This window comes from Fluviibacter sp. (assembly GCF_057744235.1).
Genome location: NZ_JBIJFP010000016.1, coordinates 27,153 through 41,329 on the forward strand (window position 1 = coordinate 27,153; position 14,177 = coordinate 41,329).

Annotated in this window: 13 protein-coding genes; all 13 read right to left on the reverse strand. The window is 57.1% G+C overall.

The genetic code is table 11. The features are described from left to right. Positions 1-60: 60 nt before the first annotated feature. The gene (gene der / locus AC3GOJ_RS08195) at positions 61-1,386 is read right to left on the reverse strand and encodes a ribosome biogenesis GTPase Der (RefSeq protein WP_488236975.1); all 1,326 of its coding nucleotides are present in this window, start codon (positions 1,384-1,386) and stop codon (positions 61-63) included. Then, positions 1,383-2,525: an outer membrane protein assembly factor BamB gene (gene bamB, locus AC3GOJ_RS08200; protein WP_488236976.1), complete on the reverse strand. Its 1,143-nt coding sequence runs from the start codon at positions 2,523-2,525 to the stop codon at positions 1,383-1,385. The genes der and bamB overlap by 4 nt, the downstream gene beginning before the upstream one ends. Before the next feature lie 4 nt (positions 2,526-2,529). Further along, positions 2,530-3,225, reverse strand: a complete 696-nt coding sequence (locus AC3GOJ_RS08205) for a YfgM family protein (RefSeq protein ID WP_488236977.1) — start codon at positions 3,223-3,225, stop codon at positions 2,530-2,532. Between the two features lie 30 nt (positions 3,226-3,255). Next, a complete protein-coding gene (gene hisS / locus AC3GOJ_RS08210) occupies positions 3,256-4,572 on the reverse strand; it encodes a histidine--tRNA ligase (RefSeq protein ID WP_488236978.1) in 1,317 nt (438 codons plus the stop codon). Positions 4,573-4,580: 8 nt separating this feature from the next. Then, on the reverse strand, positions 4,581-5,801 hold the full coding sequence (gene ispG / locus AC3GOJ_RS08215; RefSeq protein ID WP_488236979.1) for a flavodoxin-dependent (E)-4-hydroxy-3-methylbut-2-enyl-diphosphate synthase: 1,221 nt from the start codon (positions 5,799-5,801) through the stop codon (positions 4,581-4,583). A 23-nt stretch (positions 5,802-5,824) separates the two neighbouring features. Continuing rightward, positions 5,825-6,697 (reverse strand): helix-turn-helix domain-containing protein, encoded by an 873-nt coding sequence (locus AC3GOJ_RS08220; RefSeq protein WP_488236980.1) that lies wholly within the window; start codon positions 6,695-6,697, stop codon positions 5,825-5,827. 20 nt (positions 6,698-6,717) lie between these two features. Further along, positions 6,718-7,290 carry a tetratricopeptide repeat protein gene (locus AC3GOJ_RS08225; RefSeq protein WP_488236981.1) on the reverse strand — a complete coding sequence of 191 codons (573 nt, stop codon included), beginning with the start codon at positions 7,288-7,290 and terminating at the stop codon, positions 6,718-6,720. Between the two features lie 11 nt (positions 7,291-7,301). Then, a complete protein-coding gene (gene rlmN / locus AC3GOJ_RS08230) occupies positions 7,302-8,408 on the reverse strand; it encodes a dual-specificity RNA methyltransferase RlmN (RefSeq protein ID WP_488236982.1) in 1,107 nt (368 codons plus the stop codon). Between the two features lie 21 nt (positions 8,409-8,429). After that, positions 8,430-8,855: a nucleoside-diphosphate kinase gene (gene ndk, locus AC3GOJ_RS08235; protein WP_488236983.1), complete on the reverse strand. Its 426-nt coding sequence runs from the start codon at positions 8,853-8,855 to the stop codon at positions 8,430-8,432. A 177-nt stretch (positions 8,856-9,032) separates the two neighbouring features. Beyond that, positions 9,033-10,382 carry a sigma-54-dependent transcriptional regulator gene (locus AC3GOJ_RS08240; protein ID WP_488236984.1) on the reverse strand — a complete coding sequence of 450 codons (1,350 nt, stop codon included), beginning with the start codon at positions 10,380-10,382 and terminating at the stop codon, positions 9,033-9,035. Between the two features lie 3 nt (positions 10,383-10,385). Continuing rightward, entirely contained in the window at positions 10,386-12,185 is a 1,800-nt protein-coding gene (locus AC3GOJ_RS08245) for an ATP-binding protein (protein ID WP_488236985.1), read from the reverse strand. Between the two features lie 83 nt (positions 12,186-12,268). Continuing rightward, entirely contained in the window at positions 12,269-13,555 is a 1,287-nt protein-coding gene (locus AC3GOJ_RS08250; protein WP_488236986.1) for a TRAP transporter large permease, read from the reverse strand. Next, positions 13,552-14,177, reverse strand: a 626-nt coding sequence (locus AC3GOJ_RS08255; protein ID WP_488236987.1) for a TRAP transporter small permease, incomplete at its 5' end; no start/stop codon positions are given. The genes AC3GOJ_RS08255 and AC3GOJ_RS08250, both read right to left, overlap by 4 nt.

The following is a 14,177-nucleotide window of genomic DNA, read 5'->3' on the forward strand; positions in this document are numbered from 1 at the left end:
TGTAAAGCAAAACACGGAAATGCGCAAAGCATTTTACGCACAGTCAGACAGAAACGTCGATTAATCATCCACATAGGGGTTGTGCGACACGTTAAACTGCAAACGCAGTGGCGTTCCCTGCAAATGGAAGTGGTCGCGGAAGCAGTGTTCCAGGTACCGACGATAGCTGTCCGGAATGTGATTCAGCGCATTACCGTGGATCACGATCAGCGGCGGATTCATGCCACCCTGGTGGGCATAACGGGGCTTCGGCCGGAAAATGCCATGACGCGGCGGTGTCTGCCGAGCCACGGCATCCATCAGCACACGGGTCAATTGCGGTGTGGACAACTTGGCCATGGCCGCGGCATAGGCCTTGTCAACCGAGCGCATGACGCCATCCAGCCCCTTACCCTCTTTGGCGGAGATGTAGTGGAAGCTGGCGAAATCGAGGAACTTGAAACGACGTTCGATGCCGAGCTTGCATTGCTCGCGATCATACGCGTCCATGCCGTCCCATTTGTTGATGGCCACCACCAGCGCTCGACCGGATTCCTTGATAAAGCCTGCCAGGTGGGCATCCTGATCAGCCACATCCTGCTGGGCATCGAGCACCAGAATCACGACGTTCGCCGCTTCAATCGCCTGCAGGGTTTTAATGACCGAAAACTTTTCAATGGCTTCGAAGACCCGACCCTTGCGACGCACACCCGCCGTGTCGATCAACTGATATTTCTTGTCGCCACGCTCGAATTCGATTTCGATGGCATCACGGGTGGTACCCGGTTGGTCGAAAGCAATAACGCGCTCTTCACCGAGCAGTGCATTGATCAGCGTGGATTTACCAACATTCGGGCGGCCGGCAATGGCCACGCGCGGTACGCGCTCGGCATTGCCATCGTCTTCCGGATCTTCCGGGAATTCATCAAGCGCTTCGTCGATGAGACTGCGCACACCTTCGCCATGGGCGGCCGAAATGGCATGCGGCTCGCCCAGGCCCAGTTCATGGAACTCGGCAGAGACCACCCCGCGATCCATCCCTTCGACTTTATTCACGGCCACCAGCACCGGACGATTAATCCGGCGCAGCAACTGGGCAATATCCTTATCCAGCGGCGTGATGCCTTCACGGCCGTCCACCACGAAAATAATGCGGTCGGCTTCATGAATGGCCTGCTCTGTCTGGCGCGCCATTTCCTGAGTGATACCTTCACGCGATTTGGGTTCGAAGCCACCGGTGTCGATGGCCAGAAAACCCTTGCGGCCGATTTTGCCGTGGCCATAGTGGCGATCACGCGTCAGACCCGGCATATCAGCAACAATAGCGTCACGCGAGCGGGTCAGACGGTTAAACAGAGTAGATTTGCCAACGTTGGCACGGCCAACCAGGGCGATTGTAGGTTTCATTGCAACGTTACCGCCATCAGAGACCCGCCTGCTGTTTGCAGCAGAACGGTATTAGGACTCAATGCCGGCAGGATCGACATGACCCCACCGCCGCCGACATTCATGCGGCTGATAAATTCACCGTTATCCCGGTCAAGCACATGCAGAAAACCCTCTGCATCGCCAACGACCAGCCCCAGAGGCAATGCCACCGGCGCTGAAAGATTACGGTACTTGAGTTTGTCCTGACGCCAGACCGAGGCGCCCGTGCCACGGTCAAAGGCGTGCACAACGCCTTGCTCGTCAGGGATAAAGACGCGACGGTCATCCATGGTGATGCCGGCCACCGAAGACACCTCACGTGACCAGATCTGCGTGCCGCCCTGCATGTCAAAACAGGCTGCACGTCCCTGGAAGGCCACGGCGCACATCTGTGGACCTTGCACTGCCGGCACAGTCACCACATCGGAGACGCGATCCAGCTCGGTGGCTCCGCGCGGCACAGAGACGGTGCCTTCCCAGGCCGGCGCACCATTCTGCAAGGACAATGCATACAGTTTTCCTCCGGGCATGCCGACCAGCACAAACGGACCAAAAGGCAACGGTGGCGCCACCGATCGCACGGCCAGGGGTGGATTGCTGCGCTGGTAGTTCCAGCGCTGTTTGCCATCCATGCCGTCAAGCGCAATCACGCGGTTGTCACTGGTCCGCACGATGACCAGCCCTTCGGTGATGGCCGGTGCAGCAACCAGCTCGCCTTTGACGTTGGCGTTCCAACCAGGTTTACCGGTTTCGAAATCAAATGTCAGGACTTCGCCCTTGTAGGTGCCAACCACCACCAGACGGCCATCGCTGGCTGTGCCGGCCGAGAGCTTCTGCCCCGCATTGGCCCGCCAGACTTCCTTGCCGTTATCCAGGCGGACCACGGTACCATCATGCGACGCCGATAACACCACCGGGCCGCCAGTGGCAGGAAGGAAGGTAAATCGGCCAGCTTTGCCGACCGAGGCCTGCCAATCCTGCTTGATACCAACCCGCTCGACAATCGGCGTTAGCGGGGTAGGTTTGGGTTTGGAGCTGCCGAACAAGCCGCACCCGCCGAGCGTCAATGCCAGGAGGCTGACGGCCACAACGGTTTTGAGTTGGCGAGCGTGACTCATCGGATTACTTTCCTGCTGCGGCAGCGGTGGTTAACGCGTCGCGTTTTTCAATCACCAGTCGACGCAGTAGCTGACCCGGTTCGCTTCCGGCAAATTCCGAATTCGGCGTGACATCCTTAGCGGTTGGCTCGAGATTTTTTAGCGCCGCATCATAGCTGGCTCGTGCTTCACTGAACTTGCCCTGTGCGACGTAGGCATCGCCTTTGGCCGCATCAAAACGGGCGGCAAAACCCGGCGGTGGGGTATCAGACAACGTTTTCAGTGCACCATCAAAATTCTTTTCATCCATCTGCATGCCGGCCAGACGCAGGCGGGCAATGCCACGCACCGCATCCTTGCCGTTATCCGCCACCCAGATCAACTGCGCTTCAGCGCTTTTGGCATCACCGGCGGCATCCAGGGTCGTGGCGGCCAGCAGTGCACCCAGCGATGCAAACTGACTGCGCGGATACTGGTTGACCAGTTCTCCAGCCGCCTGCTTGATGCGGCTCGTATCCTGCTGGGCACTGGCCTGTTGCAGTACCAGGTAGATCCGGCTGGCTTCGGCATTCTGGTTCTTTAGGTAGCTCTGCCATCCATACCAACCCAATCCCCCCAAGGCGACAATCAGCACAATGCCGATGGCCCAACCACCATATTGCTTCCACCAGCTGCGCAAGGCAGCAATCTGTTCCTGTTCTTCGAGATCGTAAACAGCCATTTCCAATTTTCCTCTAGAGACCCGGTGTGCTTAGAAGCCCTGACCGAGGTCGTTTTCCGACCATTGTGACATGATGTGCTCGGCCAGATCATCCAGCGGCACTCGAATCTGGTTATTGGCGGTTTCACCTTCCGCCCAATCTTTCTGGCGCATCGTCTTGACGGTCACCTCACCGCTGGCGACTTCATCCTCCCCAATAATCACGGCCAGCGGCGCGCCGGAGTGATCCGCCCGTTTCATCTGCGATTTGAAGCTGCCACCACCGCAGTGGTAGACCACATCAAGCCCGGTATCGCGCAGGCTTTCGGCGACACGGATCGCCAGATCGGCCGCCGCATCACCCTGGTGAATCAGGTAGACATCGGGCGATGCTGGCTGCGGCAAATGCCCCACATCTTCCAGCAGGGCCAGCAGCCGCTCGACGCCCAGCGCAAAACCACAGGCCGGCATTGGTTTGCCGCCGAGTTGCTCGACGAGGCCGTCATAACGGCCCCCGGCGCAGACGGTGCCCTGCGCACCCAGCGCATCGGTCACCCATTCAAATACGGTGAGATTGTAGTAATCGAGACCACGAACCAGACGCGGGTTCACGGTAAAAGGGATGCCGGCATGACGGACCAGCGCTTGCACGCGTTCAAAATGCGCCAGCGATTCGGCGCCGAGGTAATCCATCAGACGCGGTGCGGCCGCGACCAGTGCCTGCATGTCCGGATTTTTAGTGTCCAGAATACGCAACGGGTTGCTGTGCAGGCGACGCTGGGCATCGTCATCTAGCTGATCCTGATGCGCCTCAAAATAGGCAATCAGCGCGGCACGATGTTCGGCGCGCTCTGCCGGCTGGCCGAGGCTGTTGAGCTCAAGACGAATGTTGGCGAGTCCCAGTTCCTGCCATAAGCGGGCACCCATGAGGATCTGCTCGGCATCAACATCCGGCCCGGTGAAACCGAAGGCTTCGACCCCAACCTGATGAAACTGACGGTAACGACCTTTCTGCGGACGCTCGTGACGGAACATCTGGCCCATGTAATACAGGCGCTGTGGGCGCTCGGCGGCAACGTTATGCTGGATCACCGCGCGCACGCAACCGGCCGTGCCTTCGGGGCGCAGAGTCAGTGTCTCACCGTTGAGGCTATCGACAAAGGAATACATTTCCTTTTCGACGATATCCGTTACCTCACCAATAGCACGTTTGAACAGCGGGGTCGGTTCCACGATCGGCATGCGGATCGGACGGTAACCGTAACTCTTGAGCCAGCCACGCACGGCTTCTTCCAGCCACTCCCAGGATTCCGCCGCATCCGGCAGGATGTCATTCATGCCGCGTACGGCTTGCAAACGCTCAGTCATGTTTTACTTCAGGCTTTCCGCTGGTATGTTCGTTCAACATACCGGTCAATAATGTCTTTGAATTCGTTCGCGATATTGTCGCCACGCAGGGTGACGGTTTTCACACCATCCTCGAAGACTGGCGCAGCCGGCACTTCGCCGGTGCCCGGCAGAGAAATACCGATGTTAGCGTGCTTGCTTTCGCCGGGGCCGTTGACGATGCAACCCATGACGGCCAGCGTCATGTTTTCAACACCGTCGAACTGTTCACGCCACTGCGGCATTTGGGCACGCACATAGTTCTGAACCTCGGCCGCCAGCTCCTGGAAGAAGACGCTGGTCGTACGCCCACACCCCGGACAGGCCGTCACCAATGGCGTAAAGGCTCGCAGTCCCATGGTTTGCAACAGTTCCTGCGCAACCTGCACCTCGAGTGAACGTGAGCCATTCGGCTCCGGCGTCAACGACACGCGAATGGTGTCGCCAATGCCTTCCTGCATGAGCACGGCCATGGCCGCTGTCGAGGCGACGATGCCCTTGGATCCCATACCCGCCTCGGTCAGCCCGAGGTGGAGCGGGTAGTTGCAGCGCGCCGATAGATCCCGGTACACGGCGATCAGATCCTGCACACTGGAGACCTTGCAAGAAAGCACAATGCGATCACCCGGCAGGCCGATATTTTCTGCAAGCGTGGCCGACTCTAGCGCCGACAGGATTAGGGCCTCACGCATCACATCACCGGCCGAGCCTGGCGTGACTTTGCGGGCATTGTCATCCATAACGCGGGCCAGTACGGACTGATCCAGGCTACCCCAGTTAACGCCAATGCGCACCGGTTTGCTGTAGCGGATCGCCAGTTCGATCATCTGCGAGAACTGCTCATCCTTTTTTTTGCCAAAGCCGACGTTGCCCGGATTAATGCGGAACTTGGCCAACGCTTCGGCACAGGCCGGATAATCGCTAAGCAGACGATGGCCGTTGTAGTGAAAATCACCGATCAACGGCACATCCACATTCATGCGCAACAGATGTTCTCGAATCTCCGGCACGGCAGCCGCTGCTTCCGGCGAATTGACCGTAATGCGGACAAGTTCGGCACCGGCACGGGCAAGCTCGGCCACCTGAATCGCCGTCTTCAACACATCGGCCGTGTCAGTGTTGGTCATGGCCTGCACCACGATCGGTGCCCCACCACCCATAGCCACCTGGCCGATGGAAACGCGACGTGTCTCTTTGCGTTGCAGGATCATCGTATCTACCTCAATGCGGTGGATTAACGGAGAACCTGACGGGCCACGTCATCGGTCGACAGTTTATCGAGTTTGACGGGTTCATCGCGCCAGCGGGCCTGTACCTGACGCGCATTACCAATCAGCACGTCCAGCGGTGCCGCTCCCGTAATAAACTGAGTGGTACCCGCTGTATTCAACTGCGAATAAATAATGCGGCCCGTGTAATCACGGACCTCCACCCATGCCGGCGCAGAAAACTTGAGTTCAAGGGTGCCCGGGCTCGTCTGGGCCTGGGTCTGCGCAGCAGGTGCGCCATCACTACCAGCAGGTGCACCCGCGCCAGCTGGTGCCACGGCCACCGGTTCGACAGGCGGCTGAACGACATCCGGACGCACCCAGCGTTCTGCAAGGGCCTGCCCCGACTGCAGCAGGTTTTCCCAGACACGGGTAGGTATGGCATAGGCCAGAACGATGGCCAGCGTGATCATCACTGCGCCCGCTTTGAGCATCCGTTTTTCCTGACGCTTGCTCTCACCGTCGCGGCGCGATGTCGGCGCTGCCTTGCGTGCGTTGTTCGCCTGCACCAGATTCTTTTTCATATCGGGCATGGCACCGGGGATTTCTGCAATGATCGCATCGACCGACACCTCCAGCATACGTCCGTAAGCGCGCAGAATGCCGACGGTAAAGGTACGGCCAGGCAAGGCGGCCCAGTCAGATACTTCAATGGATTCAATAACGCGGGGGCTGACTTTCAGCGCATAGGCAACGTCGCCGATTGACAGGCGCTTGGCCTCTCGCGCCCGCGTCAGACCGGCATTAGTGACCGGTGCTTCCGCTGGCATGGGCACAGGTGCCTGCATGGGGGCCATATTAAGTTCATTTTGTGGGTGCTGTTCGAGATCGTTTTGCATGGTGCTGTCCGGATGACCGGTTACTGAAGTGTCTGTCGGGTTGATGACGTCGCATCAAATGTTGTTGTCACACCGAGCGCCGATGCGCGTTGACGGTAGTTGGCAGCCAGGGTGTCATTGCCCATATCGTGCGCACAGCGCGCCGCGGTGACGAGTGCCCTGGCCGGTGTGCCATAAAGAGGATTGGCGAGCGCCAGATTCAACTGGGCCAACCCTGCCGCATATTGCTGTGACTCGCAGAGAAAGAGGCCGTAGTTATTGCGGATGTCAGGATCATTTGGCGCCAGCGTGATCGCTTTCTGAAAACTGTCGTTGGCTTGAGTCCGCTCACCCAGTTGCATGAACACGAGGCCATACATGCTGTAAGCGGGCGCGTATTGCGGGTCGATGCGCACGGCGTTGCCCAGCTCCTCCAGAGCCGTTTTCATGCTGCCCTGCTGGAAATAGAGTGCTGCCAGCTCGGTATGAATGCGGGCACGGCTCAAGGGGTCGGCCGGGACCGGCCGGGAATCTCCGGAGACCTGAGCATTCCCTGTGGTCGTGCATCCGGCCACCAGCATGGCGGAGAGTAGCACCAGCAGGCTTTGGCGCATGATCGGCCGCATCACCCCCCACCTCCCGAGTTCACGCTCAGAACCGGCGGCAACGGACGCGTGCGCTTGGTTTTATCCTGCACCTGTCCGGCCAACTGACCGCAGGCCGCATCAATATCATCACCGCGTGTTTTACGCGTAGTCGTCACATAGCCTGCACCGATCAGTACGTTAGCAAACGTACTGATCCGGTCGCGTGGCGAACGACGATACGGACTACCCGGGAAAGGATTGAACGGAATCAGATTGAATTTGCAGCGGAAACCCGCCTTGCTGACTAACGCCACCAGCTCGCGCGCCTGAGCCGGACTATCGTTCACGCCATCCAGCATCACGTATTCGAAGGTGATGAAGTCGCGGGGGGCCTTGTCCAGATAGCGTTTGCAGGCTGCCATCAGCTCTGGCAACGGATATTTCTGGTTAATCGGCACCAGCACATCACGCAGCGCGTCATTCGGCGCATGCAGGGATACAGCCAGCGCCGTTGGGCAGGCTTCTCGCAAGCGGTCCATGGCTGGCACCACGCCGGAGGTGGACACTGTGACGCGGCGACGGGATAAGCCGTAGGCATGGTCATCGAGCATCAGATTCAATGCCGGTACCAGTGCCTCAAAATTAGCCAAGGGCTCACCCATGCCCATGATGACGACATTGGAGATGATGCGCTCACCCGCCGGATCAAAGCCCAGCGCACGGTTGGCCAACCAGAGCTGGCCGATGATTTCAGCTGTGGTCAGATTACGGTTAAAACCTTGCTTGCCGGTGGAGCAGAACGAACAGTCCAACGCACAACCCACCTGGGTGGAAATACACAGGGTGCCCCGATCGGTTTCCGGAATGAACACGGTTTCGATCAGGTTGCTGGCCCCCACATCCATCAGGAACTTGCGGGTGCCATCATCAGAAATCTTGTCTGAAACAATGGTTGGCAAACGGATTTCGGCCACGGTCGGCAGTCGCTCGCGAAATACGCGCGCAAGGTCCGACATGGCGGAGAAATCAGTTTCACCGCGCTGATAGATCCAGCGTAAAAGCTGATTGGCCCGGAAAGGCTTTTCGCCAATCTGGGCCAACCAGGCTTTCAGCCCGGCCATATCGAGGTCGAGCAGATTTTGCATCGTTACTGCTTTAGCGCAATCTTATCGGCTGTATACGTTCATGCCTGGGAAGAAGAAAGCGATTTCCACAGCGGCAGTTTCTGGTGCATCAGAACCGTGAACAGCGTTGGCATCGATCGATTCTGCAAAGTCAGCGCGGATGGTACCTGGCGCAGCCTTTTTAGGATCCGTTGCACCCATCAGGTCGCGGTTTTTGGCGATGGCGTCTTCACCTTCCAGCACTTGCACGAACACAGGGCCAGAAATCATGAACTCAACCAGATCCTTGAAGAAAGGACGCTCTTTGTGAACCGCATAGAACTGACCCGCTTCAGCAGCCGATAGGTGCACCAGACGGCCGGCAACCACTTTCAGGCCAGCGCCTTCGAAGCGGGCAATGATTTGACCGATAACGTTCTTAGCGACGGCATCAGGTTTGATAATGGAAAGGGTGCGTTGAATTGCCATAAAAAACTCCGTTCGGGTCGGCGGTTAATAAAACGGCTATTTTAGCAGAACCAGGGGTTGCGCAGCGCACCATGTCACCAAAAGGGGCCGCTTCAAACCCTGATTTCACAGGCTTTTTTATCGCTTTCCGGACAGGACGCCATGGCATATCCCGGTTTGCAGCAATGTTAGGGCCTGTCAGCCTTTGAAATCGGTCATGGAGATACCGAAACGGGCCAACTTATCGTAGAGGGTTTTGGCGGGAATGCCGAGAATCGCAGCGGCATCCGCCACATGTCCAGCGGCCAGCCGGAGCGCGTTAACGAGGGCACCGCGCTCGGCCTTCTCTAGCATCTGAGCCAGGGTCAACGGCTGCTGCTCGTCGGAACCGGCCTCCCCTTCGGCAAAGGGAAAACCGATGGCAACCCGCTCGGCAAAATTCTTGAGCTCCCGGATATTGCCGGGCCAGGGATGAGACACCAGATAGCGCAATACCGCCGCCGAGGGTTCAACCGGGGGCACGCCGTATTTTTCCCGGTAATGCGTCAGGTAGTAATTAAAAATCAGCGGAATATCCTCGGCAATCTCCCGCAAAGGCGGCAGATAGAGATTGACGACATTCAGGCGAAAATAAAGATCGCTGCGAAAACCACCCTGATCCGATAGGGTCTTTAGGTTCACTTTGGTGGCCGCAACGATGCGACAAGAAACGGGGATGGATTCATTCGCCCCCAGACGCTGAATCGTGCGCTCCTGGATCGTTCTCAGCAGCTTGGCCTGCAAAGCCAGTGGCATGGATTCGATCTCGTCAAGAAAGATGGTGCCGTTTTTGGCAAACTCGAATTTACCAATCCGGCGTTTCACGGCACCGGTAAACGCGCCGGCCTCGTGCCCGAAGAGCTCGCTCTCGAAAATGGTTTCCGGCAATGCCGCACAGTTGATAGCCACAAAGGGCCCCGGCCGTTTGCTGGCATAGTGCAGGCTTTGCGCGATCACCTCCTTGCCACTTCCGGTTTCACCGTTGATGAGAATATCGACGCCGGTGGGTGCCAGTGCCGCAATCTGTTGCTTGAGCAAACGGACGCGTTCGGATTGGCCAATGAATACAGGGGCTCCCACCGCCTGTTCTTTGGAGAGGGCGGCCACCTGATAGACCAGCCGCGCCTTATCGACAGCGTTCCGCACGGTGGTTGTTAAGCGGTCGGGGCTGAAGGGTTTTTCAATGAAGTCAAAAGCGCCCTCACGCATGGACTCCACAGCCATGCCGATATCACCATGCCCTGTCATCACGATTACCGGGACCTGCCGGTTTTCTGACAGCACTCTGCGCATGACCGAGAGCCCATCTTCGTCGGGCAGATTGACATCCGTCACCAGAACGAAAGGAAATTCAGGACGTTCCGTCTGCAAAAAAGCACCGGCGCTGGCATAGCCCCGCACTTGGAAACCTTCCAGCAGCAGCGCCTGAGCACACCCCCGCAAAATAGGCTCATCGTCTTCAATGAGGCAGACGGTTACGGCCGATTTTTCTGGTGTATTCGCATTCATGATTTATGACAGATGATCTGCCCCTCTAAAATGCAGGGTAAATTCGAGGCCGCCTGAAGGCAGATTGGCACAGGAGATTCTGCCACCAACCGAATCAACAATAAACCGTGTAATGGCCAGACCCAGCCCCAAGCCCTGCCCCGTGGGTTTGGTCGTAAAGAAGGGTTCGAAAAGCTGATCAACCTGGGCCGCACCCACGCCCGGCCCGTTATCGCTGAAACGCACCACGACATCGGCCCCCCGTTGTTCGGCAACAACATCGATTTGCGGATTATCACGACCGGACAAGGCATCCACGGCATTCGATAAGAGGTTGATAAAGACCTGTTCCAGTTTCCCCCGTGCCCCCAGGACGCGTTCATTCCCCACATTCAGCTGTAACCGAATACGGGCTTTTTCGACAAAGGGCGACATGACCAGCAAGGCGTTCTGGATCACTAATGCCAAGGGCACCGGTTCGATGGCGGTTGGGTCATTACGGTAGAGGGTCTTCAATTCGGAAAGAATACCGCCCGCTCGCGTGACCAGCTCGTTAATATTGTCGATATTCTCGGCCACGACATCCAGGCGACCAGCGTCAATCAGTTTTCGGGCGTTCCCGGCATAGAGCTGGATGGCTGAAAGTGGCTGACTCAGCTCATGGGTAATACCCGCAGCCATCTGTCCCAGTACGGCCATCTTCCCGGCCTGAACGGCTTCGTCCCGGGTTTGCCGTAAAACGCTCTCTGCCCGTTCCAACTCTGAAATTTTGGCGGTGAGTTCGGCCGTATGCTCGTCAATTTTTGCATCGATATTGGCGTATAGCTGATGTTTTTCTTCACGCTCACGACGACGAAAATAGATATTCAATACTGTGATCAGCAGAAAACCCACCGCAAAGCCAATGGCCAGAGCACTGGCCATCGCATAGTTGCGCGCTTCACGTGTATCGTTGATCTGAGCAATTTGCCACCCCCGTTTCCCCAAAGGCACCGATTGCACCATATAGCGGTTATCCCCCACGAGACTGACAGGCTCATTCACATCAAGCTGAATGGGCAAACCCATGTAGACCATTCCCGACAGGGGTTGCCCTGGAAACTGTCGAGTAACGGCAATACGCTCTGCCGCAGCATCGTTGAGTGGCCGGGTCGTTTTATAACGGTTCACGGGATCAGAAGCAAGAATCACCACGCCATCCTCATTAATGACCACAAGGTCATTTTTCGTTTCAGAGAGCGCTTTCTGAATGTCCGACAAACCAATCTTGATGGTAATGACCCCCAGCAGATCCTGATCAGCCTTGATGGAATAGGCGATGTAATACCCGGGTTTACCCGAGGCAATACCCACACCATAGAACCGACCGACACCCTGGCTGACGGCATCAACAAAGTACGGGCGGAAGGCGTAGTTATCACCGACAAAACTATCCGGTTTGCGCCAGTTACTGGAGACCAGCGTCAGACCATGTTCATTCATGGTGTAGATAGTTTCCGTTCCAAGTATCTGATTGATACGCTCGAGGTAGCGATTGGCCTCTCCGAGCACAGGGGATGTATTAGCATGCTCAAGCGCGTTGCGAATGCGGCGATCCTGGGCAATAACCAGCGGCAGTTCTTCGTATTTCTGCAGTGTGGCACTCAGCGAGAGACTCAGGCTCTCAAGGTGCTGGCGGTTACGATCCGCCTCCCGCTCCATTTCCCGAGCGAATATCTGTCCATAAGCAACATACCCGACTACCACACACACCACGATGATCAAGGCGAACAGATAGCGCGACTTGATGGGAGTGGGCTTCGATACGGTGGAGGCAGGAGCCATGCGTTAAAGAAAATTCCGTAAAGATAAAAGCATACGATAAAAAGCAGAGCCCGGCGTAAGCCGGGCTCTGTACTAAGGCACGTTTAGCCGATCATACCCAGGGTACGCGGCAACCAAAGGCTCAAACCAGGCCAGTAGGTCACAACCACGAGGAATACCAGCATGGTGAGCAGCCATGGCCAGACGGCAATGGTGAGCTCGGTAATGCCCATTTTGGTTATCCCGGATGCCACATAGAGATTTAAACCGACAGGCGGGTGACACATGCCGACCTCCATGTTAACGACCATCATGATGCCGAAATGCACTGGATCGATGCCCAGCTTCATGGCAACCGGGAACAGGATCGGCGAGAAGATCAGCACGATCGAAGATGGCTCCATGAAGTTACCGGCCACCAGCAGGATGATGTTAACGAACAGCAGGAAGGTAATAACCCCTAGGCCTTTGTCCAGCAACCAGTCGGCCATGGCTTGCGGAATATTTTCATGCGTCATCAGGAACGAGAAGAGCACGGCGTTCGTGATGATGTACAGCAACATGGCGCTCATGTTGGCCGAAGACAGCAGTACGCGCGGCACATCCTTCAGCCCCATATCCTTGTAGACAAAGACGGCAATGATGAATGCGTAGACCGCACTGATGGCAGCCGCCTCTGTCGGTGTGAAGATACCCGTGTAGATCCCCCCCATCACAACCACGATCAGCATCAGGCCCCAGATCGATTCCTTGAAGGACTTGATACGCTGCACGAAGCTGGCCTTCGGCAAACGTGGATAGTCATGCTTGCGGGCCAGATACCAGGTGGTGAGGCCGAGCATGGTGGCCAGCATCAGCCCCGGAATCACACCAGCCATGAACAAGGCCCCCACCGAGGTATTGGTCGAGACGGAGAACATCACCATGACGATGGAAGGCGGAATCAGAATACCGAGAGCCCCCGAGGTCGTGATGATGCCGGCACCAAAACGATTCGGGAAACCTGCCTTGACCATTGCCGGCAGCAGAATGGAACCGATTGCCACCACCGTTGCGGGCGATGAACCCGACACGGCGGCAAACAGCGCACACGCCACCACACCGGCCAGACCAAGGCCACCGTAGAAATGACCGACCATGTCGGAAGCGAAGCGGATCATCCGTTTGGCAACCCCACCGTGGGTGAGGAAATTACCCGCCAGGATGAAAAACGGAATCGCCATGATTTCGAACTTCTCGATCCCTGTGAACAGCTTGAGCGCCACGGATTCCAGCGGCACTTGCGTCAAGGTGAACAGGAAGCTGAGCACCGTGAGACCCAATGCAATGGAGATCGGCATCCCGGTCAGCATAAGGACCAGAAGGATGCTGAAGATGATCAAGGTACTCATTTCGCACCCCCTTCCTTGTTTTCGGAATCTTTGTTTTTATCAAGTTCCTTGGGATACAGACCCTTGGTATTCTCGAACCACGGGGTGTCTTGCGCCTTAGTGCCGGGCCCGACCATCGGATCGGTGGCCGTATCGTCGTCAAGGCCTTCAACATGGCCATGATCGACGTGTGGGAGCTCGCCAGTTTTGTTGAACGACACTAGGACTTGCAGGAAACGGAAGCACATCAGCCCCGAACCTAGCGGAATGGCAGAATAGACAATCCAGGTGGGCCACTCCAGATCTGGCGTGACCGGACCTTCAAAGTGCTCTCCGGTATCGATACCAAAGTAGCTCAGACTTGCATAGCGCAGGCCGTTTTCCATGACAAAGTGGTAACCGAGATAGGAGATAATGCCGGTAAAGACAGCGCCTGCCAGCAGACCGAAGCTGATGAACCATTTGCGCTTCTCGTCCGGCAATCGGTTGATCATCACATCAACGCCCACATGGATGCCGGTACGCACCCCATAAGCAGCGCCGAACTTGGCCATCCACACAAACATAATGATGCAGAGCTCCTGCGCCCACGCCATACTGAATGACAGCAGCCAGTCCTGCAGACCGGGAATGTCCAGCCCGG